This window comes from Pelagicoccus albus, from assembly GCF_014230145.1.
Taxonomy (GTDB): Bacteria; Verrucomicrobiota; Verrucomicrobiia; order Opitutales; family Opitutaceae; genus Pelagicoccus; species Pelagicoccus albus.
The window spans coordinates 928,787-953,028 of the sequence record NZ_JACHVC010000013.1 but is presented as its reverse complement, the minus strand read 5'-3'; the positions used below and the strand labels follow the sequence as shown (position 1 = coordinate 953,028).

General features: G+C 52.1%; 18 protein-coding genes. 1 reads left to right on the top strand and 17 read right to left on the bottom strand.

Annotated elements, in window-relative coordinates:
* Position 1: 1 nt before the first annotated feature.
* The 16 genes from atzF to H5P27_RS19105 all read right to left on the bottom strand — a co-directional run bounded on the left by atzF (position 2) and on the right by H5P27_RS19105 (position 21,490).
* A complete protein-coding gene (gene atzF, locus H5P27_RS19180; protein WP_185662038.1) occupies positions 2-1,798 on the bottom strand; it encodes an allophanate hydrolase in 1,797 nt (598 codons plus the stop codon).
* Positions 1,795-5,430: an urea carboxylase gene (gene uca / locus H5P27_RS19175; protein ID WP_185662037.1), complete on the bottom strand. Its 3,636-nt coding sequence runs from the start codon at positions 5,428-5,430 to the stop codon at positions 1,795-1,797. The genes atzF and uca overlap by 4 nt, the downstream gene beginning before the upstream one ends.
* Before the next feature lie 74 nt (positions 5,431-5,504).
* Positions 5,505-6,140 (bottom strand): urea amidolyase associated protein UAAP2, encoded by a 636-nt coding sequence (locus H5P27_RS19170; protein ID WP_185662036.1) that lies wholly within the window; start codon positions 6,138-6,140, stop codon positions 5,505-5,507.
* Positions 6,141-6,170: 30 nt separating this feature from the next.
* On the bottom strand, positions 6,171-6,887 hold the full coding sequence (locus H5P27_RS19165) for an urea amidolyase associated protein UAAP1 (protein WP_185662035.1): 717 nt from the start codon (positions 6,885-6,887) through the stop codon (positions 6,171-6,173).
* 27 nt (positions 6,888-6,914) lie between these two features.
* Entirely contained in the window at positions 6,915-7,346 is a 432-nt protein-coding gene (gene nikR / locus H5P27_RS19160) for a nickel-responsive transcriptional regulator NikR (RefSeq protein WP_185662034.1), read from the bottom strand.
* A 78-nt stretch (positions 7,347-7,424) separates the two neighbouring features.
* Entirely contained in the window at positions 7,425-8,855 is a 1,431-nt protein-coding gene (gene glnT, locus H5P27_RS19155) for a type III glutamate--ammonia ligase (RefSeq protein WP_221774795.1), read from the bottom strand.
* 66 nt (positions 8,856-8,921) lie between these two features.
* Complete coding sequence (locus tag H5P27_RS19150) at positions 8,922-9,701, bottom strand: creatininase family protein (protein ID WP_185662033.1); 780 nt, start codon at positions 9,699-9,701, stop codon at positions 8,922-8,924.
* 4 nt (positions 9,702-9,705) lie between these two features.
* Positions 9,706-10,611 carry an ABC transporter ATP-binding protein gene (locus H5P27_RS19145; protein ID WP_185662032.1) on the bottom strand — a complete coding sequence of 302 codons (906 nt, stop codon included), beginning with the start codon at positions 10,609-10,611 and terminating at the stop codon, positions 9,706-9,708.
* A gap of 16 nt (positions 10,612-10,627) precedes the next feature.
* Entirely contained in the window at positions 10,628-12,001 is a 1,374-nt protein-coding gene (locus tag H5P27_RS19140) for an ABC transporter permease (RefSeq protein ID WP_185662031.1), read from the bottom strand.
* A gap of 147 nt (positions 12,002-12,148) precedes the next feature.
* Positions 12,149-13,144 (bottom strand): ABC transporter substrate-binding protein, encoded by a 996-nt coding sequence (locus H5P27_RS19135; RefSeq protein WP_185662030.1) that lies wholly within the window; start codon positions 13,142-13,144, stop codon positions 12,149-12,151.
* A 279-nt stretch (positions 13,145-13,423) separates the two neighbouring features.
* Positions 13,424-13,882, bottom strand: a complete 459-nt coding sequence (locus tag H5P27_RS19130; RefSeq protein WP_185662029.1) for a thioredoxin family protein — start codon at positions 13,880-13,882, stop codon at positions 13,424-13,426.
* A gap of 49 nt (positions 13,883-13,931) precedes the next feature.
* Positions 13,932-16,250: an ATP-binding protein gene (locus tag H5P27_RS19125; RefSeq protein WP_185662028.1), complete on the bottom strand. Its 2,319-nt coding sequence runs from the start codon at positions 16,248-16,250 to the stop codon at positions 13,932-13,934.
* A gap of 2 nt (positions 16,251-16,252) precedes the next feature.
* Positions 16,253-16,678, bottom strand: coding sequence for a YfiR family protein (locus H5P27_RS19120; protein WP_281384378.1), 426 nt, complete (start codon positions 16,676-16,678; stop codon positions 16,253-16,255).
* 114 nt (positions 16,679-16,792) lie between these two features.
* Positions 16,793-18,871 carry a TonB-dependent receptor plug domain-containing protein gene (locus H5P27_RS19115; protein ID WP_185662026.1) on the bottom strand — a complete coding sequence of 693 codons (2,079 nt, stop codon included), beginning with the start codon at positions 18,869-18,871 and terminating at the stop codon, positions 16,793-16,795.
* Between the two features lie 11 nt (positions 18,872-18,882).
* Entirely contained in the window at positions 18,883-19,407 is a 525-nt protein-coding gene (locus H5P27_RS19110) for a YfiR family protein (RefSeq protein ID WP_185662025.1), read from the bottom strand.
* A 16-nt stretch (positions 19,408-19,423) separates the two neighbouring features.
* The gene (locus tag H5P27_RS19105) at positions 19,424-21,490 is read right to left on the bottom strand and encodes a TonB-dependent receptor plug domain-containing protein (protein ID WP_185662024.1); all 2,067 of its coding nucleotides are present in this window, start codon (positions 21,488-21,490) and stop codon (positions 19,424-19,426) included.
* Positions 21,491-21,665: 175 nt separating this feature from the next.
* Between H5P27_RS19105 and H5P27_RS19100 the strand changes: the two genes are divergently transcribed.
* Positions 21,666-22,103: a GatB/YqeY domain-containing protein gene (locus H5P27_RS19100; RefSeq protein ID WP_185662023.1), complete on the top strand. Its 438-nt coding sequence runs from the start codon at positions 21,666-21,668 to the stop codon at positions 22,101-22,103.
* Positions 22,104-22,126: 23 nt separating this feature from the next.
* Here H5P27_RS19100 and H5P27_RS19095 read toward each other — a convergent pair whose 3' ends face one another.
* Complete coding sequence (locus H5P27_RS19095) at positions 22,127-23,893, bottom strand: SpoIIE family protein phosphatase (protein WP_185662022.1); 1,767 nt, start codon at positions 23,891-23,893, stop codon at positions 22,127-22,129.
* Positions 23,894-24,242 lie beyond the last annotated feature (349 nt).

Sequence of the window (24,242 nt, the reverse complement as noted above, 5' to 3'; positions counted from 1 at the left end):
GTTATCGCTCAGATTGCAGATAGACCCGCCAGCTTCCCAAAGCGGTAAGTTCTTTGGCACCTGCAGTGGCCCAGGACTCGCAGAGGAAACCTTTTACGTATTGGCCATCGATAAGTTCTATATTTCCAATGCCAAGCGGAGATGGGATCTGAGCGATAAATTCGGCCCACTGTGTCTTAGGTAGATCCCAAATTTCTAATTCGATTTTTCCGCCGTTTGTCTCATCTCGGATCATTCCCGGCTTGGCAGGCGTGGTTCCGGCCAAGGCGAACAGCCGGTAGCTGTCATTGGTGGATGCCTTCTGGCAGAATGTCGCCCCGAGCTCTGTGAGTTGTCCGTTTAGTGGCAGACCGCTCATATGAGCTCCACAGACGGCGATCGGAATAGAGTCGTAGCAAGTAGGCAATAGCTCGGAGTTTACGCGATGCTGACTCGCTCCAAGTGGGAGCTCGCTGGCTTTCTGGAGTTGGTCGGCGACAACCAGTAGCTTTTCGTCGTGAAAGGCTGGAGCAATTACCGTTACGCCGAACGGCATGCCTTTCGGCGTGAAGCCGGTCGGAACTGCCATTGAGGAGAGGTCCAACAGGTTCATGAAATTGGTATAGTATCCAAGATTCGAGTTCAGCTGGATCGGATTGGCTTCGACTTCGGCGATCGTGTAATGCGTGCCAGCGGTTGGGCTGAGAATAAAATCAATCTCCTCCCAAACCGACTCCGTTTCTTGGCGGAAAGCTTGCAGCTTATAGCTCGCGTCGAAGGCATCGACTGCGGTTCCTTCGATCCCTTTTTCGATGATCGCTCGCGTGACCGGATGCAGGCTTTCGGGAGCCGATTTGATGAGGTCTTGAATTGCCCAATAGCGTTCCGCGACCCAGGGACCCTCGTAGAGAAGCCTCGCCGCTGCGAGGAAAGGAGCGAAATCGACGATCTGCTTTTTGAACCCTATCGATTCGAGTCGGTCGACGGATTTTAGGTAGAGGTCCAAGTAATCCTGATTTTCGAAAAACTCCAACTGCTCGGGAGAGGGGACACCAAAAGTCATGCCCTCCCGGAAACACTTTTTCGTGGTGTCCAGTTGTACCGGCTGTGGTCGCGAGAATGGGTCCGTTGCGTCGAAGCCTGAAGCGCTACGCAGAGCAGCCTGGGCATCGGAAGCGTTGAGGGCAAAAATAGATACGCAGTCAAGGGACTTGCAGGCTGGCACGACTCCCGTGTTGCTCAGTAGGCCGCGTGAAGGCTTGAGTCCCACCAAATTGTTGAAGCAGGCAGGTACCCGTCCGGAACCCGCTGTATCGGTTCCCAGTGAAAAAGAGACTTGTCCCAATGCTACGGATACAGCCGACCCGCTGCTCGATCCGCCGGGAATGTAATCAGGGTCGAACGCGTTCCCAGGAAAACCGTAGGGCGAGCGAACTCCCACCAAACCGGTTGCGAATTGGTCGAGGTTCGTTTTGCCGATCGGGATCGCTCCGGCTGCTCTGAGTTTGGCCACTACGGTAGCGTCTTTATCCGCGAAGTATCGATAGTCTGGGCAGGCGGCAGTGGTTGGTAGCTCTGCTACGTCAATGTTATCCTTAACGGCAAATGGAATGCCATAGAGCGGAAGGCTTTCAATATCTTGTTTTTCTAGCTCAGCCGCTTGAGCTAAGAGCCGCTCTTTTGTATCGACGCATATCCAAATTTTGGAGTCGCCCGATTCAATCCGATTAAGAATCTCCTGGATCAACTGAGAGGGAGTTGTTTCTCCGCTAAGGTATGCGGATCGCAGTGTTTGGAAATCGAAGGAAAGGTCTTTCATGCAGGATCGGATTCGACGCGGAGAATAGCGAGAGTTTGGCCCTTGTTGATAGGCGAGCCTTCGGAAGAAAGCAGTTTTTCGACCACACCATCGGCTGTGGCCATTATATTGATTTCCATCTTCATGGATTCGACAACCAAGAGGGTGTCGCCTTTTTTCACTTGGTCTCCTTCCGAGCAGTTCACTTTCCAGACACTTCCGGGGACGTGGCTTTGGATCGCTTTGCAGCCTTCTGGGATCTCGCTCTCTTCTTGAGGAGGGGCTCCCGCATCGTCGGCAACGTAGGTGGCTTGACCTGTTTCGATCCAGCGTTGTCGCTCTTCGTCGAAGGAGGCTTGTTGCTTGGTTTTGAAGGACTTGATGGATTCCTCGTTTTTGTTGAGGAACTCGTTGTATTCCGCCAAATCGAAAGTCGACTCTTCGACCTTCAGCTGGAATCTGCCATGTATGAAATCCTCCCGCATGGTGAGCAATTCCTCCGCGGAAACCTCATAGAAGCGGATTTGGTCGAAGAAGCGTAGCAGCCATGGCTTTCCTTCCTTGAAGTCCTTGGTCTGCTTGTAGCGATTCCACATCTGCACCGTTCTGCCCACGAACTGATATCCGCCGGGGCCTTCCATTCCATAGACGCACAGGTAGGCTCCACCGATTCCCACCGCGTTTTCCGGAGTCCATGTACGGGCAGGATTGTATTTGGTAGTGACTAGGCGATGACGAGGGTCGACTGGTGTTGCGACGGGTGCTCCGAGATAGACGTCACCCAATCCCATTACTAGATAGGAAGCGTTGAAGAGGATGTCTTTGACGTCTTGAATGGAATCCAAGCCATTGATGCGACGAATGAACTCGATGTTCGATGGGCACCATGGAGCGTTCTTGCGAACGGACTCGTACTTTTTAATGGCTAGTTGAGTGGCCTCGTCGTCCCAGGATAGAGGCAAGTAAACGGTTCGAGTTGGAACCTTCATCTCCGAAATTGCGGGAAGCTCCTGCTCGATTAATTTCAGGCGAGTCAGGAGCTCGTCCAAGGAAATTTCCAGGCTTTCGTAGTGGATCTGTAAGGACCGTATGCCAGGAGTCAGTTCTAAGATTCCAGGAATCGCATTCTCTCGAACTGCCTCCATGAGAGCGTGAGCTCGGAATCTCAAGTTTAGCTCGAGCTTCATCTCGCCGTATTCGACCAGCAAATACTTGTCGCCCGCTCGGCGATAGGTCACAGACGGCCGATCGAAAATCGGTTGCTCGTCCAGGACTTCTAAAACTGCGTCTTCGAGCCCGAAGCGAGATTGGGCAGGGGAAACTGTCTCCGCGACGGAGGAGTCGAAAACCGATTCCTGGGCTAGCTCTAGCTTGGTCGCTGTCGTTTGATCGACCTTTTCGAAGCGCACTTGATCGCCCGGCTTGAGCTGTCCCATCATCCAAAGGTCGGCTTTGATTATAGTGGCCGGACAGACGAAGCCACCTAAGCTCGGACCATCGGGACCGAGAATGACTGGCATGTCGCCAGTGAAGTCGATCGCGCCAATCGCGTAAGCGTTATCGTGGATGTTGGAAGGGTGAAGTCCCGCTTCGCCTCCATCGGTGCGAGCCCATTTAGGTTTTGGACCAATCAAGCGGACGCCCGTGCGGGCGGAGTTGTAGTGGACTTCCCATCGGCTGGCGAAAAAGGTTTCGATATCCTCGTCGGTGAAAAAGTCGGGAGCTCCATGAGGTCCGTAGAGTACACGAATCGTCCATTGATTGCTGTATTCGGGAATCTGTGACGGGAGTACGCTGGAAAGCGCTTGGAGTTCCGATTCGGAAGAGGATTCGTCGCTTGTTTGAGGGTGGAAGTGGATAACGTCTCCAATGAGCAGCGTCCGTCCGCAGTGCCCCCCGAATTGTCCAAGGGTAAAAGTTGATTTGCTGCCCAAATAATCGGGCAGATCCAAGCCGCCTTGCACCGCGAGGTAAGCGCGGCAACCGTTTTCGACGATCTTGCCGCAATCCAGAACGTCGCCGGCAGAGATCGGTATCGGGCGCCAGAATTCCACCGTTTCACCATTGAGCGTGGCATTCGTTTTTGCTCCCGTTAGCACGATGGTGGTGGCGTGGTTGAAAGCGAGAGTCGGACCGGTTACGGTTATCTCGAGACCCGCTGCGTCGTGGGAGTTGCCAAGAATCTTGTTTCCCAACCTGAAGGCATAGGAGTCGAAGGGACCGGAAGGAGGCACCCCGATGTCCCAGTAACCAACGCGACCCGGGTAGTCTTGAACCGTGGTTTGCGTACCTGCCTCCAAAACGTCAATGGTGCGCGGATGGTAGATCAGCGAATCGCAAAACTTCGTCGTATGACTAGCTGCCGTAAACTCGGGTGCGGCCAAGATACTTTCCAGGTATTCCAGATTGGTCTCGATACCTTTGATGCGAGAGTCGACTAGCGCGGTTGCTAGCTTGTCGATAGCGTCTTTGCGGGTTTCGCCTTTGGCGATGATCTTCGCAAGGAGCGGATCGTAGAAGGCGGATACTTGAGTGGATGTTTCAATCCAACTATCGACTCGGATATCCGAGGGAAAGCTGACTTCAGTTAACAAGCCGGAGGACGGCTGGAAATTTTTGTTGGGATCCTCCGCGTAGACGCGGGCTTGGATGGCGCAGCCTTTCGATTCCACCTTGATGGAATCGAGATCGTCCATTTCGTCGGCCGCTTGTCGAATCATCCATTCGACCAAGTCGACCCCGGTGACCTCTTCGGTCACACAATGCTCGACCTGAAGGCGAGTGTTCACTTCCAGGAAATAGAACTGAGCCGCTTCCACATCGTAGACGAACTCCACGGTGCCGGCGGAGCGGTAGTTGACTGATTTGGCGAGGCGGACCGCGGTATCCAAAAGGTCCTTACGAAGCGTTTCGCTGATTTCTGGAGCAGGGGTCTCTTCGATGACTTTCTGGTTTCGCCGCTGCACTGAGCAATCGCGTTCACCCAAGGCGATGACTTTGCCTTTTCCGTCTCCGAAGATTTGGGCTTCGATATGGCGTGCTTTTTCGACGAATTTCTCGAGGAAGATGCCCGCATTGGAAAAATTGTTTTGGCCCAGTCGTTTGACCGACTCGTAGGCATCCTTCAGCTCCTGCTCCGACCAACAGAGTCGCATGCCGATTCCGCCGCCACCCGCGGTAGACTTTAACATGACAGGGTAGCCGATCTTATCCGCCCCTGAACAGGCCTCATCGATGGTATCAACAAGCCCACTACCGGGGAGCAAAGGAGCTTGGTTTTCGATCGCGATTTCACGAGCTGTGTGTTTCAGGCCGAAGCTGATCGTCTGTTCCGGAGTGGGGCCGATGAAGGCAAGACCGGCAGCTTCAACTTTTGAGGCGAAATCGGCATTTTCAGACAATAGCCCGTAACCCGGGTGGATCGCTTCCGCTCCGGTCGATTCTGCCGCTTCGAGAATCGCTGCAACGTTCAGGTAGCTGTCCTTGACGGGATCAGGTCCGATGCGAACCGCTTCATCCGCTAGGTCCACGTGTTGGGCGAAACGGTCAGCATCCGAATAGACGGCCACGGACTGGACTCCCATTTTGCTCAGGGTGCGAATGACGCGACAGGCGATTTCACCACGATTGGCGATGAGAACTTTTTTAAACACGGTAGTGGGCGAGAAAGGTGTTGGCTTTGCTGCTGGGAAGTCTCGGTTGCAGCCGTTTTAGGTATTGGATTAGGCTAGTCCCAGATGATCGCCTCGACGGGAGTCGGATTGTAGGCGTTGCAAGGATTGTTCAGCTGCGGACAATTCGAAATGAGCGCGATCACATCCATGAGGGCGACCATTTCCACATAGCGACCCGGTGCGCTGATGCCGTCTTCGAAGCTTAGGCCACCTTCGGGGGTGACGGGCACATTCATGAAGAAATTGATGTTGCAGGTGATGTCCCGCTTTCCGAGGTCGTCGGAGTGAGAGTGGAGTCCGCAGATGAAGGAATCCCGGCAGGCGTGCATGGGCTCTTTATCTATGGCGTAGCGCATGGTGTTGGATTCTCGCGAGCAGGCTCCGCCGATAGTGTCGTGGCGCCCGCAGGTATCCGCCGTGATCTCGAGCAACGCGTGGCCTCCAGTGGACATTAGCATACTGCCAGTCGTCAGGTAGAGTGCCTGTTGGCAACGGATCGTGTCACTGGCCGAGTAGCGGTCGACTGGATCGTGCGCGTTGTAAAATAGCGTATCCGCCGCCTGGTTACCTTCGAGGTCCAAAATACGGAAAGTCTGCCCTTTCTTTATGACGTGGCTCCAGTGGTCGCCGGCTTTGACGACTTGTCGATAGACTGCGTTCGCTGGATCGAGTGATGATTCTTTTAGCACGGTAGAAATGGTTGAAATTATCGCGGGTGTCTAGAAACGCAGCTTGTTGTAGACGCTGGTGTTGTGGAACGCTCGTTGGTTTTCGGAACGGACCAGAAGAGAAGGGTCGTCATCTTGTACTGTATCCGCTTCGCCTATTTCGAGGGCGACGGGTTTGGGTGTGTATTCGGTCGATGGATCGAAAGGGTGAGGGCAGGTGTTTAGAACAACCAAGGTGTCGAGTTCGAACCGCAATGTCACCGAGTCACCCGCCTTGCTATGTCCCTCGACGAAGCTCAGCTTGCCAGCCTCGTCAGATACGACTTTCGAGAACCAGTTGATGTTTGGTACGAGATCCCGTTTTCCTAGTCCCCACTTTGCTAGTTCTATTAGGAAACACTCTTGGGCGTTGCGGTAGAAATCATTGCGAAGCTCTTGGTAGTCGCCCTGACCGTATTTTTCCTGAACCGCTTTCGCATCGGATGCTCCGCAGACCGTATCATGCCAGCCACTACTTTCTTCCACGATCGAAGCGAAGAGACGTCCCATATCCGAGTGCAGGCAATAGGGCGCTTTCAAGTTGAAGATGTACTGCCCTTTAAGCGTATCCGGCATGTTGTAGCGTTCGTGCTTCTCGTAGGCATTGTAGAGAAGCATACCGACGTTGGCTCCTCCTTCGAGGTCGGTCATCTTGAGGGTGCGACCCCGTTTGATCACTTTGGACCACATCCCGGCCCCGGTTAGTTTTTCTTGATGAATGATAGACATCGGACGCTTTGGATAAGAGTTGCTTGGCTACTTTTGATGTAGCGGCGGAATGATGGTAGAGGAGAGGTTTAGGTTCCCGGTCTTAACCCCTTTACAGGTGATGAGTTCGTTCGCTATGTCCCGAAGCTTCCAAGCTGGGCCCTGCACGACCAGCACCTCCATGATGTGGTCGTTTTCCAGTTGGACATGCAGAGAGCTGATCACTTCCGCGATGTGCTTTCGCTGGATCTTGCTCAGGGTGCTTTGTAGGTTGTTACGAAGCGTGCTGTAGAAAATCGTGATGGTGCCAGCCATGACCTGATCGACTTCCTCGGAACTCGCATCGATGATTTCACGATTCAGGATCTCGGCGATAGCTTGCGACCTGTTCGAGAAGCCGCGTTGTTCTAGCACGCTGTCGAATTTGGCGAGCACGGATCGAGGAATAGTGACGCTTACGCGTTCGGCTGGATCGGCCATGGCTTTTGTCATGATTAGTAAAGTATTACGAATTAAAAGAAAAGTAATACGAATAGAGCCTATGCTTCAAGCCCTTTCTCAATAAAGTCGGGCGTAGCGATCCACCTCCCACTGGCTAATGCTTTGGTGGTATTGGCGCCATTCCTCAGACTTGTAGGTGATGAATTCCGAGTGGAGGGTTTCGCCCAGTGTAGCCTTGGTGAAGGGGTCGTTTGCGAAGGCAGCGACGGCTTCCTTAAGCGAAGTCGGCAACTCGCTGATACCGCGCTCCTCCATCTGCTTAGGCGAGAGTTCGTAGAGGTTGACTTCCTGTGGGTCGCCGGGATTGAGCTTTTCGCGAATGCCTTCCAAACCTGCTGCCAAGACGAGCGTAGCGGCCAAGTAAGGATTGCAAGCCGCGTCGGCGTTGCGGGACTCTACGCGACCGCCGGACATTGGTACGCGAAGGGAATTGGTGCGGTTGTTGCGTCCATAGGAATTGAATACAGGAGCCCATGAGTAGTAGGCCATCAATCCTCGTCTGACCAATCGCTTATAGGAGTTGACGGTAGGTGCGAAGGTGGCGCAGAGGGCGGGGCCGTGTTTCAGAATACCGGCCATGAAGTGGTAACCCATTTCGGTAATTCCCAGCCCGCGAGGGTCTTCGGCGTGTGGTCGCTTGAAAAGGTTCTCTTTCGTTTCGAGATCGTAGAGCGACATGTTGAAGTGAGCTCCGCTTCCGGTTTTGTCAGCGAAAGGCTTGGGCATGAAAGTGGCAACCAAGCCTTCTTCGGCCGCGTAGTGTTTCGCCATCATGCGGAAAAAGGTGAAGCGATCGCACATGGTGAGGGCGTCTGCGTAGTTGAAGTCGAACTCGAATTGGGAGTTCGCGTCCTCGTGGTCGAGAGAGTAGAGGCCCCAGCCCAAGTCGTCTATGGCGGTGGCCATCTTGTCCAACCAATCGTAGCGGTCCATGAAACGCTTAATGTCGTAGCAGCTCTTGGTCAGGTTGTCGTCAGCATTTGGAATTTCGAGACGACCGTCTTCCGTCTGCTTGAGAACGAATAGCTCTGCCTCTATACCCAAGTTCATACCCACGCCCATCTCTTTCGCTTGGGCGAGAACTTTCTGAAGCGCGACGCGGGCGCTTACTTCGTATGGTTCGCCATGGAGCGTGTTGTCAGCAGGGATCCATGCGACTTCCGGATTCCAAGGGAGCGGGATGATCATTCCCAGATCTGGGACGGACGCGATCTCGTCGTCGTTGGGAGCTTGTCCGATACCATCCAAAGCGTATCCGGTGTAGAGTTCGGACCCGTGGGCGAAATGCTTGAAGTGGGAGAGGGGCACGAACTTGCCCTTGGGAGTACCGTGGATGTCGACGTAGGAGCCAACGCAGTACTTAACGCCCGCCTCTTGAAGGGAGGTCTGGATGGCGTTTAGCTGGTCGTCAGACCATGGATACGTTTCGTCGTACGCGAAGCCTCGAGCGGTGTTGTGCGTTTGATAAATGTCAGATGGTGTTGTCATGGTGATATGCGATTTGCCGTCAGCATCGGTTATTGCTTCGAAACCGATGGACGCGAAAGTGAGAGGTTAGTCTTGAGGGGTGAAATATGAGTTTGGAAGGGGCGGTGTTTCGCTCAGTCCCTTGTTGATTAACTCCACTAGGGAGTCGTGCAGCTTTGCGAATAGAGCTTCGCCTGCGTCTGCGGAGGCGAGGCTTGGGGTTCCGGTAACGCCGTTGAGGCTTGTTCGGTTAACCGGATGAGAGAACACGCAATCGGTGGTACGATCGGGATCGTCCGAACTCGCGATCTTTCTTGGCCGGGCGGAAGAAGGATCCAAGTGAAGGATGAGGCTCGTCTCTGCTGCATTGGCGTGCCAGTCAGAGGCATCTGAGGAAAACTCATCCGCAATTTCTGGCGTTAGTTTTCCGGTACTGAAAAGGGCGACGCTGAAGTCGTCGTACTTGGATCTGATCATCTCCAAGGCGCACCTTAGGGGCGCTTCGTTGGTGACGTGCGAATTTATGATAAAGAGTTTCCGGATCCCGGCGGGATAGAGCCAGTCGGCGATATCGGTGACGACTGAAATGAGCGTGTTTGGACTCAAGGAAAGAGTTCCGGGCCAGCGATGGGAGTGTCCGAGCGAACTGCCGTAGGGAAGTAGCGGCAGACAGGGAACTCCAGTCGTATTCGAGACTTCATAACAAAGTTTCCTGCCAAGGATGGAATCCATGCCGACGCTTAAGTGTGGCCCATGCTGCTCCGTTGCCCCTACAGGAAGGATGACCGCGTCCATCCCAGAAGAGACCAGGTCTTGGATCTCTTCCCAGGTTAATTCCTCCCACTGTTTGCTTGGCGACGTATCCATTTTTCTACTCAACGTCGTCTCCCACTTCAGTCATACGGGTGATTTGGATCCCCGGTCCCGACTTTTCAGTGCGAGGGTGTATCAGCTCTTCGAGACGTTTCTTGGTAGCCAAAAACTCGGTACTGAGAAATTGCTCTGAGGAACGTGGGCGTGGCACGGGAACCTCGATGAATTCTTGAACTTCACCCGGATGAGCTTTCAAGACTAGGATTCTGTCAGAAAGGTAAATGGCTTCCTCCAAGTCGTGGGTAACGAACATGATGGTGATGTCCACGTTGCGCCAGATCTGGAGTAGGTGAGACTGCATCTGGGAACGAGTTTGGGCGTCCAAGGCTCCGAACGGCTCGTCCATGAAGAGGATGCTAGGCTGGTTCGCCAGAGCGCGAGCGATGGCGACGCGTTGCTTCATACCTCCCGAAAGCTGGCTCGGGTAGGCTTCGGCAAATTTGCTCAGGCCCACCAGCTCGATCCATTCACGAGCTTCCGATTCAACGCTAGGCCCGGAACGTCCGGCGGTCTCAAGTCCGAACATGACGTTCTTCTTTACGGAAAGCCACGGGAAGAGCGTATAGCCTTGGAAGACCATTCCACGGTCCGCCCCAGGGCCTTCTGGTTGTGAGCCATCTAAGAGGAACGACCCGCCGCTGGCGTCCTCCAGTCCTGCGAGGATGCGGATCAATGTCGACTTGCCACAGCCAGAGGGCCCAATTACCGACACGAACTCTCGCCGGTGTACCTTGAAGTCGACTCCGTTGAGTACGTCGACGGAGCCCTTCGTAGTGGTGAAAGACTTACGCAGTCCTTTAACCTCCAGCTTAACCGGTCGCTGGTAGAGTTTTTTAAAGCGCTCCTTAACCTCGGCTGGCTGCTCCTTGTAGGATGGAAGATCTACTGTATGAAGTTGAGACATGGCAAAGTTTGCTTAGCTAGTTTTTAGGCGAAAGGTAGACACTGCGGTCTGTGAGCCACATGAAGAAGCGTCCGAAGGGGCCTCGCTTTTTGTCGGCGGCTTCCGGGGTCCATGGGAAAAGATAGGGGCGAAGGGATGAGAGGATCTGGTCCGTGACGAACCCTGTTACGCCAATGAGAATGATGATCGGAAATACCGCGTCGAAATTCCGCCAGCGTCCCTGTGTCTCGATAAATTCAGTCAGGCCGCTCTTGACGCCGATCAATTCCGCGATGACGAGCCAAGTCCAAGACCAGCCGAGAAGGATTCTCATGTCATTGTAGAGGTTTGGTGTGATGCCCGGGATTATTACACGACGGAGTAGAGAAAAGTTTTTCGCTCCCAGAGTTTGGGCTGCTTCAAGCAATGAGGCGTCCAGAAGTCGTGTTGTATTGGATACGACGAGAACCATTTGGAAGAAGGTGCCTACGAAGACTAAGGCGATCTTAGGAGCGTCGTGGGCTAAGAAGACGGCTACCAGCAAGGTGCTGAAGGCGGGGGCTGGCATGTAGCGGAAGAAGTCGATGAATGGCTCGAAGAGCTTAGAGAAAAAGTCGTAGGCTCCGCAGAGGACACCGAGTGGTATGCCGACTAGGCAGGAAAGGAAAAATCCGAAGAAGACGATCCGCAGCGAGTGCAGGTATCGATCTGTCATACTGACTTCGTCTTCTGGCGTGTTTTGGGTGAAAATCTCCCAGCCGCGGAATAGAACTTCGTGCGGAGCTGGTAGGTAGACGGGGTTGGCCGGGCGCGCTTGCGGGACAAGCTTTTCGAGAGGAGTCTCTGGAAGTAGTTTGGAATCGAATACTTCAGACCTTTCGGAAAGCAGCTCCCAGTTGCGTTCGATTACCTGAAGGTTTTCGGAAGAAAGTCCCGAGGAAGAGGCTTTAACTTCTCCTGTGGCTAAACCTTTCCAAACTTCGTAGATCGCGTCGTCATTTTCCTTGTCTTGGGAAGCGAGCCACTTTTTCGCGACTGCGTAAGGGGCAAGGTGACGTAGTAGTTTCTGGTTGGCTCTCCGCACTCTACTGCCAGAGGTTGAAGGTTCGACGCCTGCTTCTCGGTCCTCCAGGATCTTCACGTTTTCAGCTCTGACTTCACGAACAATAGTCGGAAAGAACTCTTTGCTCACGTGGTCCCCCGCTGTGTAAACAACTGTAACGTTTTCCCTATCGGCGGAGATCTCCAGCTTCATATCCGGGTGCCAGATGAAGGGCGTATAACTGACTAGACACCACGTGCCAAGTGGCAGGATGAAGGAGCAGAGAGTGAGCAGAAACTGACGTTTGCTGCTGAGCTCCTTTCGGATCGCTAGCCATGGTCGGCGTATTGGCCTATTGCTTACACTCATATTGAGTTCGTCCGTAGTTTAGGATTGGAGACAGGGTTGTCTGGGGACATGGAGAGTCGTAAACGAGCCGGCCTGAACCGGCTCGCTTAAATTTTTATACTCTTCTCTTCAAGTAAGAAGGCCCGCTACAGGCGGGCCTTGATTCGATTACTTTTCGAGGCCTTCAGCGTACTCGATGGTGAGGCTTGGGTCGAGGTACTGTTCGGTATTGAGAGCCTCTTCATATACGCCTTGAGCAACGTTGAACTCATCGGCGATCAAGGTAGAACCGTATACTGAATCAAGTCCTGGTCCTTTTTCCCAAGCGGCGAGGGCTTCATCGAGGGAGAGGATGTAGGTGCCGTCGAAAAATGGCTCATACTCTTCTGGTTTAACGGAAACTCGGGCTGCGAGTATGCTAAGAGCTTCGTCGAGGTTGTCCTCATCGTGCAAGTATTCGACGATTCGATACCAGACTTTGACGACTTTCATCCAATCGTCGCGACGAGCTTCCAAGCTTTCAGGAGAGACGGAAAGAAAATCATATATGATACCAGGAGCGTCCGCGGAGCTGAAGATACGCTTCGAACCAGCAACCGTCTTGAGCGCTTGTCCCGAATTTGGCTGCCATGCTCCGATAGCGTCTACCGCACCAGAAGCAAGCACCTGTGGTGTCTCGTTGGTTGGCGTATTCACTATTTCGATCGCTCCTTCTTCGATGCCGTGCATCTGCATGCCCTTTTGAAGCAGTAGGTGAATAACGAAGCCTTCTTCCAGGCCTACTTTCTTGCCCACGAGATCCTCGAGGGACTCGATTCCCGGAGCTCCTACGATCATGTCGTTTCCGTTAGAGTAGTCGCCAGCGATAATTGCTACAGAAGGCTTGCCAGTACCGCCTGTGACCAAGGCGTCACCGTTGGTCATGGTGACCGCGTCGAGCTGGCCAGCAGCATAGGCGTCCATTGATGCGACGTAGTCGAACCAGAGGAATTCAACTTCCACTCCTTCTTCGGCAAACCAATCCTTTTCGATACCGATTTCCCAAGCGACCCATCCTGGCCAGTCGGAATATCCGATTTTTAGAGGTTCAGCCTGCGTCAAAGGGAGGGAGGCAAGGAGGGTTACAGTGGCGAGGGCGCTTTTCGCTAAGCGAGTGAACTTCATAGGTTGTGGTCGTTCGGTTTGTTTATTAGGTAATACAAAAGGAAATAAAGGTATTACGATTGGGTTTTCGATTCAGCATCGCTCGCGCCATAGTTTGGATTTCTGGACTTTGAGGAAAAAACGCTCTTTTGCGATCAGGACGAGCGTTGGCTGCGCCCATATTTACGCGCTTGATAGAGCCGCGGTGCGCTTTTTGTCCGAACGTTCCTCAGCACCATTTGGGAACCTGAAACAGAAGGTTCGAGGTGACTCGTACCGTTTCGTTGATGACTGAGTCAGCTATATCTCAGCGAGAAACTCGTCGGGGTCAGTCGTGATGGGCAGCTCTTTTATCTTAGTTCCGGAGGGGGCCAGAATGAGAAGGGTGGGAAAGGAGCGGACGTTATAGACTTGCTGAAAAGCCTCGCCCTCGGGCGATTCGTATTCGATGCGAGCGAAGACATAGTTTTGGTCGATCGCCTCTTTGACGATTGGGTTCGAAAATAGATTCTTGTCCAGACTTCTGCAGGTGGGGCACCAGATGGCTGATAGGTCAGCGATAACCAATTTATTCTCCGCTCTGGCCTTGTTGAATGCTTGGTCTAAGCTGTGCTTTTCGATTGGAACTGCGGCGAGGGCCTTCTCGCCAAGCCGAGTTTGAATTTCGACGTTTAGAAAATAAGCGCCCACTAGGACGATGCCGAGGAGTATGAACTTTAACCAAGACTTGTTCGAACGGGCAGAGGGATCGCTTTCCATCTCGATAGTTTGAAAAGAAAGGCCCTTTCAGAGCGAGCGGCAAATCGCCTTAGGTCCCACGACTTTCGATATATTTTTTCAATGCGGAACGTATGTCCCTATCTTTAACTGGCTTGGGGAGGTAGTCGTTCATCCCGGCTGCCCTAATTGCCGGAGCGGCGTCTGCCTCCACGTTCGCAGTGAAGCCAATGATCCACGGTTGTGCGATCTTGTCTCCAGTCGAGCGAATGGTGCGAGTAGCCTCCAAGCCGTCCATTACTGGCATTTGGAGATCCATAAAGACGAGATCGTAGGGCTTGCGAAGAATGGCGGCTAGGGCTTCCGCTCCATCGTTAACGATGTCGATCTGATAGCCTTCCCGCTTCATGATCAGCTTGAAGACTTTCTGGTTCAGCTTGTTATCCTCTGCCAAAAGGATTTTGGCGTCCTTTATGGCACCCACCGGACCGAGCTTGCTGTTTTTCTTTTCAACCTCCTCGTTTTCCTGCCCAACAATATTTTGGACGATTGAGCGCAGGTCGCTGATATGTATGGGAGCGGTAAATACAGTTTTGCCAACGAATCGATTACCGGAGTCTCTGCATCTTGGATGACAAATCAGCACCTTGTGCGAGTCCGGCTGAAGCTTGTTGGACTCTTCGACTACAAAAACGCTAGCTTCTTCAGGATCGGAAAGGTGAGCCGTGTAGATGATGGCCACGTCTGCCTCTTGTTGATCGTCTACGATAGTCGCGTCCCAGGATTCGAAGATTTCCTGTACTGACGCTTTCAAGTGTTCGGAAGGAATCGCCAGCTTAACCGTGAAGGGGATCTTGTTAGGATTGGGGCTCGGATAGTTCGAAAGTGGAGTCGATTCATCAGTTATGATCGGAATGGAGAAACGGAAGGTCGATCCCACGCCGACCTTGCTTTCAACTTCTATGAGACCGCCCATTGCCTTGGTTAGCCTTTGGCTAATAGCGAGACCGAGACCTGTGCCTCCGAAACGGCGGGTCATCGACGAGTCAACTTGAGAAAAGGTTTGGAAGAGGCGGTGCTTGCGATCTTCGGGAATACCGATGCCCGTATCGTGGACAGCGATTTCCACGTATTTGGAAACTCCTTCGTCGGGCGTGCAGTATTTAGCCTCCAGCCAGACGTGACCCTCGCTGGTGAACTTAACCGCATTTCCAAGGAGGTTGATCAAAACTTGTCGCAGTCGAGTAACGTCGCCCTCGATCACGGCAGGAAGTTTAGGATCGATGGTGACCATGAATTCGATCGCGCTGTCGCGTCTCGGAGCGGCCACAATATCCATCGCCTCTTCGATGCAGTTTAATAGGCCAAACGGCTCCCTCTCGAGGTCGAGGTTTCCGCTTTCGATTTTAGAATAGTCCAGAACGTCGTTTATGAGCGATAGGAGGGTGTCGGAGCTTGAGTGAATGATCTTAACGTAGCTCTGGCGTTCTTCATCGAGATCCTTGCCCATCAGCAAGCTTGCCATGCCGACGATGGCGTTCATGGGCGTACGCAGCTCGTGGCTCATGGTAGAGAGGAATTCGGATTTAGCCTTGTTGGCAGCCTGGGCCTTTTCCATGGCGGTGCGGAGCTCTATGGTACGAGCCGCTACTTCCAATTCCAGATCGCGGTTGTTCTCCTGAATCTCTTTGTCGCGGGTTTGCACCGACTCCATCATGAAGTTGAAGCTATCGGTCAGAGATCCGACTTCATCGCTGTATCGTTTTACCGCACGCGAGGTGTAGTCTCCATCTTGATACACCTTTTTCGCGATCGTTTCCAGCTCCTTGAGAGGGTCAGTGATCAATTTTTGTATACCTAAACCTATAAAGAAAGCGATGACGGTTCCGGCTATCAACAAGAGGACTGCGACCGTGATTGTTTGCTGTAGCTGTTTCTTGATCGACGAGGTGTCTGCTTCTACCAGCAATGTGCCGAGCATCTCGCCCTCCAGCTCCACCTCGATCGCGTACAAAATATAGTCAGACCCGATTTTGGCCCCTTTGAAATCCGGGAAGGGGAGAGTCGATTCTGACGGTTCTCTTTGATACTTCGCAAAAACAGCAGAGTTTGTGTCGTACAAAATGGCGTTGGTGATGTCTGCTTCCTTGTCCAGTTGCGCTAGGTAATCAGTTGCAGCAAAAGGATCCCCGAAGCCCAATGGCGCTTCATTGTAGCTCTCAAGAATAGAAGCGATTGAAGCAATCTGCTCGATCTTTTTCTCTGTGAAGAGCGAGTTGACTCGATATACCTCGAATACGGTAAACAGAGAAAGCGTTATGAAACTGGATACAGTTGTTGCGAGGAGGATCTTCTTGGAAACCCCGAGCGACAAAAATGGTTTTAATAGCTTCTTTGGTGTCCAATTCATCGCTATCGTGCGGATAGTTGGATGAGCTTCGAGCTCAGATCCACTCCGTAAGTTTCCGTAGATTCCAAATTCAATGAGAACCGAAGTCTGTTTTTATGGATTGAAAACTCGATCAATCCACCGGCATCCATAAAGCCCGTCTGATCGCTGACGGTGACGATTGATTCCAGTTGTGCTCTATCAATAAGCTCGTTCCATCTAGTCTGTGTTCCCGTTCCGAAAAATACCAGGTCTACGCCTTTGAGGTCAGCTGTAGCTTGGATTTCAATGATACGAAATTCGCGGTTGCTAGACCTTTTGGCTTCGGCGATTGACAAAAGTTCTCGGTACAGACTGGGAGCGTTCAGAACTGCGATGGTCGTTGGTTCGTTCATGGGTCTACCCCAGCGAACGAAATCCACAAATCGAATAAGGTAGTTCGCTCTCAGACTGTCATCCTGAAGCGATTGTCCAAAGGTTAGGTTTGTCGAAATAAACAGAACCAGGATGGAAGCGAATACGCGGAATAGTTTTGCTCGTGTTTTAATGGTGATATCCTCGCGTTAAAATTCTAGCCTGAGCTCTAGGGAAAGCTCTCTTGCTTGTTCGGTTCCGTATCCGAAATTGTGGCGCAGCATGCTCTCGTCTGTTTTGGGATCCAACAGGTTACGACCCACAAGGGACAGTCTGGTGTTTTCTCGTGGGTTCCAGCTAAGTCTTATGTCCGATTGGAAGATGGAGGACTGCTTATAGAGAGAATTGGTAAAGGAGGAGCTTGCACGGAAGCCTAGGTCTAATCGCCAATCGTCGTTCAATTGAGCGAAAATCCACGCGGAGGCGATGTGGTTTGGCACCCCATTGTCTAACACTTGAAGGTCAGAAAACTGAAGTGGAGAATCCGCCAAAGTTGTTCCGGGCGCTAGTATCGGTGTATAGGAATCGGCTAGGTATGAGTAGCTTATGTTCGCATCGATCTTCTTGTTGATCTGAGTCGAGTAAGTCGCCTCGAAACCAGAGGAGTGTCCATGCGCGAAATTCGATATGGTAGAGGATATTTCCAAATAGGGAATCGCACCTGTGAAGACTGGAAATACGCCTCCGTCCAAGGATCCTATGAGGTTTCGATATTCGTAATAGAAAACGTTTAAGACAAAGTCACTCGTATTGCTTATGCGGGTACGGTATCCAATTTCATAGGCATCGAGATGTTCATTTTCAATGTCGTCCGCGGTTTGAGCCGTCACGAACTGAGTGGAGATCGGAACGTTTCCGTATGGAGTCGGAATGGTAATGGTCTCCATTGGCGCTCCGAAGAAGACGAAGTTCGACAAGTCGTCCATTCCGTTTGGAACGGAGCGAGTGGACTCTGAAATTGAAAGCCATAGCCTAGAGTCCTTCTCTAATCGTTTTACCAATTTAAGAGAGGGAAGCAATTCCGTCTCTTCCGAATAGGTGTCGTATTGGGCGGTCAAGCCGATTGATGCCTGTAGGGATTCCGTCAGATCGATAGAATATTCGGCACTTGAACTAGCGTATGTGGTGTGAGGTTCGTAGTCGGATTTGAACTGCACTGAACTACTCTCGTAGAACTCGATATTGTCCACTGCTACTGAAGTTCGGAAAACCAGACGCTGCTTGTCGTTGATCGACATACGAGCTTTACCCTCTACACCTACGATGGAAAAATCGAAATCTCCGTAGGGGGCTCGCATTTCTGTGTATCCAGCCCAGCTACGAATGGTGAATCCATTTTCCGCGTCGATTTGGCGCAGCCACTTTGTCTGGGCGTTGAAGCCTTGGTGGATTTCAGCTCCTTGATCGATCCAATAGGTTCCTTGCGAGGGATCGGCCCCATCTCTTGTGTATCCAAGATCTGACTTGTAAGCCTCCGCGCTTATGGTGAAAAGGTCTGCGCTCGACGGGCGGGTGTCGAACTGGACGCCAAGTCTGTAAGTATCCCAAGTGTCGTCTACAAAATCAGACTCGCTTGCTGTGCGGTGCATTGATTTGGCGGATACACGGATTGCGGATTTGTCTCCGATGGCCCAACCCACTCGCCCGGATACGGATGACTGTTCGGTGCCAACTTGCGTGCGTAAGACTGTGCCCTCTGTTTCAAGCGCTGATTTCAGGATTACGTTTATCTGCCCGTTCGCGGAGTTCGCCCCCCAGAGTCCGCCTCCAGGGCCGTAGACGACTTCTACCGATGCTATATCGTCCATACTCAGATCGTGCTGAGCTCCGTACAGACCACCAAATGCGTTGCCGTATAGATTTTGATCGTCGACGGTAAACTGTGCCCGCCCGAGAAACCTAGAGTTAATTCCTCGTATGCTCAGACCCCATACGCCATTTGTTGCGCGGACGATGTTTACACCGGGAGCGTAACGTAGAAGTTCAGGAAGCGAGTCCACGGGAAGTGACTGAATCTCTTCCTCGTTAAAGACGATAGCGCCTGCTGGTGTGTCGAAGAGCTTTTGATTTTTTTTAGCCGATTCGACGACTGGTACGTTCGCGAGCTCTTCGAGTGAGAGTTCGCTTAGATCCTCGCCGGAAGTATTGCCCTGTACTGAAGGAAGTGCAGCGAGCAGAGCGAGCGAGGCGAAGGCAACAGTGTTATGGCGTTTATCTAGTATACTCATAGCCATTCTGTCTATTTAGCTGAAAGCTGGATTAGCTTTGAGCTGAGGTTAACGCCGTAGTCCTCGGCGGCATCGAGGTTTAGGTAAAAGCGTAGTCGGTTTTTCTGGACCGAGAATTCGATCAAGCCACCCGCGTCCAAAAAGCCCGCTTCGTCACTGACTGAGACTACTGAGGAGGCCTGAGCTCTGGAGATGATTTCTTGCCAGACCTGTTTCCGGCCTGATGCGACGTAGATGAGGTCGTAGGTAGATTCGTCTTTCTCCACAGTGAACTCAGAGATGCGGAACTCGCGTCCGCTTTTCTGTTTTTCAGCAGCGATACTATTGAGTTCGCGGAGTAGGGAGGGAGATCCCATTACTCCGATACTTACCGGTTCATTCAGTGGTCTTTCCCACCGGATGAAGTCGACGAATCGGATAAGATAGTTTGCTCTAATTGTGTCGTCCTGTAGAGACTGAGCGGATACTGTATTTTCAAAAAAGATCGTAAGAGCGATCAGGCTCAGGAGGCGGATTGTGTTTTTAAGATATTTCATTGCTTCGTCCTCCTTTCTAGAATTCGTAGCGTAGCTCTACTGAGAGCTCTCTTGCTTGTTCGGTACCGAATCCAATATTGTGCCGCAGATGACTTTCGTCAGTTCGAGGGTCCAGCAAGTTTCGACCGACTAATGAAAGTCGTAGAGTGTCGTTGGGGTTCCATGACAGTCTGGCATCTGATTGGAATATGCTAGGTTGCTTGAATTCGGGGTTTGTGTAGGAGGAGGTAGCCCTCAGTCCTAGATCGAATTGCCACTCTTCCGATAGGTTGGTTAGCAGCCAGGCTGAAGCTGAATGCTCGGGAGCGTTGTTGTCTAGGTTCTTAACGTCGCCTAATTGGAAGAGAATATAGGCGGGATTCTCAACGCCAGAGAGGATGGCTTGAAAACTGTCCTGCAGGAATGCGTAGTTCAATTTTACTTCGAATTTCTTGCTCAACGCCGCATCCCAGCTGAGTTCGAACCCATATGCTTCTCCCTCGGCCGAATTTTCGACGTAAGAAGGAGTGAGCAGGTAAGGGTTCGGAACTGTGAGCACAGGCTCTATCGGGGCGTCGGTGGCACCCAAAAGATCACGGTACACGTAATAAAAGGTGTTGAGGGTCAGGTTTGACGTATCGGAAAATTGATGACGAAATCCGATTTCGTAGGAATTCTGCTGTTCGTTTTGCATATTTCCCCCTTCGATAGCGGCGACTATCTGTGTCGAAACAGGAATATTTCCTAACGGCGTGGGAATTTGAACTGTCTCCATTGGCAGTCCGTAATATACGAAATAACTAAAATCATTAAGTCCGTTCGGAACGGATCGGGTAGACTTCGAGTAGGAGAACCAAATTCTCGTTTTTTCGTTGAGACGTTCCATCACTCTGAAGGAGGGCAGGATTTCGACTTCGTCCGAGTAAGAATCGTACTGTGAAGAGAGTCCTGCGGAAATTTCACGTTTGTCGGGGATGAGGCTGTAGGTGTACTCCGCTCCGGCGTTGGCGTTGTAGCTATGCTCATCGTAGTCGGGCTGAAATATAATGTTAACGCTATCGAGGAGTTCCGCTTGGTCTACCGAAGCTGTGGTGGTGATAGTTAACCTCTGCTTGTCGGATATCTTTTTCCGCATTCTCGATTCCAGTCCCCATATTGAGTAGTTGTAGTTTCCATACGCGGCTCTCAATTCCGTATACCCGAGCCAGCTCCGTACCGTGAAGCCTGATTCGGAATCGGTCTGATGGGTCCATTTTGTTTGCGCGTTGAAGCCCTGGTGCAGCTCTTCGCCGACGCTCAGACCGTAATTTCCTGTGGAGAGGTCGGCACTGTTGTTCGCGAAGCCAAGGTCCGACTTGTAAGCTTCAGCGCTGATCGTAAAAAGATCGGAGGTGGACGGCCGCGTATCGAATTGAACACCTGTCCGGTAAATGTCCCAGTCATCTTCGAACAGGTCGGATTCGCTGGCCTTACGGTGGGTGGCTTTGGCAAATACGCGGATAGCTGATTTTTCGCCGATTGCCCAGCCGACTCGTCCGGCTACGGAGTTTTGCTCGGTTCCGATTTGAGTCCGAAGCACGTTTCCCTCGGTCTCGAAGGCTGACTTCATGATCACATTGACCTGTCCGTTGTTCGCATTGACTCCCCAGAGCCCGCCGCCTGGTCCATAGACGACCTCGACTGAGGCCACGTCGTCCAAAAAGAGGTCGTGCTGAGCTCCGTACAAACCGGCGAATACGGTTCCGTACAGGTTTTGATCATCCACGGTGAATTGGGTTCTGCCCAGGAAACGAGAGTTCATGCCGCGAACTGCGAGTCCCCAAATCCCGTTTGAGGCACGAGTCATATGCACTCCCGGCGCGTACCTGAGCATTTCAGGGATGGAATCTACTGGCAGGTTCTGAATCGCTTCCTCATCGAAAACGAAGGCGCTGGCGGGCGTATCGAATAGGTTCTGGCTTTTTTTCGCCGATTCGACGATGGGTACGCCAGAGAGTTCCTCGAGAGAGAGGTCTGCCAATTCGTCGGCTACAGTTGATGCCGAGCTGACGTAGGATGCTACTGCGAGCCCGGAAATAAAGAGTGATTTGTGCGTTTTACGCATGCGGATGGTCGTTACAGCTTCAAAATATCGGCTTCCCAGCAAGGGGCTTTAGGGTAAACGAACTCAGCTTTTCGCACAAATGCCCCAAGTGTTTTTGCAGAGATTAACTAGGGTCGGGGGAGTCTTTGAAGTTAACCATTGCCAATGCGAGTCCCGCTCTGACAATGGCCGCCCTATGAAAGAAAAGCTCAAGGAACTTCACCAAAAAGCCCGTATCGCTCGCGATCCGATCGCGACCGAGGCATATGGGGCGGCCCTTGCCGCTATCCAAGAAGGGGAAGTGCGAGCAAACGAAGATTTTTCCGAAGCTAAGGCTACTGCGGTAGTCGAGAAAGAAGCGGGCAAATTCTCCGAGTCTGCCGCGGCATTTGCTAAGGTGGGCCGTGAAGACAAGGCGAAGGAAATCGAAGCCTGTGCAGAACTGCTGAGGGATCTATTGCCTGCCAAGTTGGAGGCGGACGCTTATCCTAAGCTTGTTGCGGATGCGGTCGAATCCACCGGCGCTACTTCTATGCGGGATATGGGAGCAGTGATGGCCAAGCTGAAGGCCGATCATGGCACTGCCTTGGATATGAAAATCGCCTCTGCAGAGGTGAAGAAGGTTCTTGGTTAATCCGGCCTACGGTTGACTCTGTATCAGCGGATGGGCGAGGTCTTTACCGCGACGAGACAGATGTCATCCGAAAATTCCTTGCTGCCCGCTGATCTGCTCAGTGCGGACTCGATGGTTCTGAACTGAGTAGCGATGCTTCTCTCTGCATTGTTAAGCAGAATTTCCTCAAGCTTCTGAATTCCGAATTCCGTTCCCTCAGAGTCTTTTTGTTCTATGATTCCGTCTGTGTAGAGTAGGAATTCTGTCGTTTCTTCGATGGAAAATTCGTGTCTCGTATACTCGTAGTCGGGGATCAAGCCGAGGGCGGGGCCAATTTCACCAGCTGGGCAAGGCTCAAAGATCTCCCTGCCTTTGGTATCTCGGGTTTTCCAGAGTGGGCTCGGGTGGCCCGCATTCGCGATACGAGCTGAACCGTTTTCTAGGTCGATTGTGAAGTAGATCGCGGTCGTGAAACGAGGGAATTCCTGGTCTTCAGCGAGGGAGCAGAGACGTTTGTTGATCTGGCCAAGTACCTTGGCGGGCTGGTCGAGCAAAGGGGAGAGCTCCGAGATGAGCCCACGCAAAAGCATCGTCACTAGGGCGGCTTTCACTCCGTGGCCCATCACATCGCACACAAGCACGCCTAACTTATTCTCTGAAATTTGAACCAGGTCGAAGAAGTCCCCAGCTAGGTGATGGCTTGGTTTGTAGAAGTAGCTCGCTTCGACCTCCCAAGCGGTTCCGGTCTTGGTATAGGAGCGATGCTTATTGAAGCCCATGGACATCAGGGTTTCCTGCAATTGCCTCGCAACCAGAAGCTCAGCCTCGAATTCCAAGTTCTTAGACATGAGTTTACTGGAGAGTTCGCGAGCTTCCTCTTCAGCCCGTTTCTGCTCGGTGATGTCGTAGGTCATGCCCACGATGCCCTCGATTTCTCCTTCGCGACCCCGCAAAGGTATTTTCGAGGTTACGATCCAGCTATCCTCGTTAAAAATACCGAGATCCTCAACTATTTTGCCAATTATGGGATAGCCCTCGCGTACCCGCTTATCCTCTAGGTGGATTTGCTCTACTCGCGCCTCGTCGGTGAAGTCGGAAAGCTTTCTCCCAAGGAGATCCTCGGCTTTTTTCAGTTTTAGGGCGTCCAAATAAGTTTGGTTCACGAGGGCGAATCGATCTTCCATGTCCCTTACGAATATGCGGCAGGGAAGAATTTGGATAATCAGTTCCAAAAGGTTCCTTTGTCGTTCGACTTCTCGTTCCGCCAGATACCGATTGGTGATGTCCCTTGATATGCCAAATGTGCCATCTATTTCGCCCTCTCTATTGCGGAGGGGCAACTTGCTGGATAGGAGAAACCTCTGGTTTTCGTTGGCCCGTATGTGCTTTTCTTCGTGGAGGCTATAGCCCACTCCGGAGCGAATGATCTCCTGCTCGTCCTCGAATTGGAGGCTGGCGAAATCCTCCGGAAAGAACTCAAAATCCGACATGCCTATGGCGTCGTTCGGGTCCTCGAGTCCGAGAAAGTTAGCTTGGGCCCGGTTGACGCAGGTGAAGCGGCTCCTGCGGTCCTTGAAATAGACGTGGTCCGGCAGGGTATCCATCAGCTGCCAGAAAAACATTTCAGGATTGTACGCGGTGGCGGCTATTTTTTCGTTCTCGGTACCTGCCTGGTGAGCTTTTTGCAAAGCGGCCTGCAATTGCTCGAGACTTATCGTAACCTTTTGGTCCTCGGACGCTGCCGGATCGTACCCGTCGATGTCGACGGATATCCGTTTGAGGTCGGGATTTAAGGTGGGGCGATTCGGCATTTGCTTTTAGTAAATGCGGTTTATCGGAGTTTTCGAGCCAGCTAGTGAACTAGCTCACTCTGCGGGATTATTTACTGGGTTTGATGGTAGTCCTTTGAGTCTGTCGTTTGTATCCGTAAGGCATTACAATCCGAGAGGTACGGCGGGCACTTTTTCTTGCTTGGTTGGTTTACGATGCTGACTAGGACATAGTCTTAGCGTGGGACAACGATTTTGTGCGTATGGGGGCTATTTATCTTGGAGTTGAGCCTTGTTTGACGGGCTTTTAGTAAAGCCTTCTAGTCTCGGCGAGAAGAGGAGTGATTCCAACGTGCAGCAGTTATCCTTGTATTTCGAAAAAAGCGGGGTC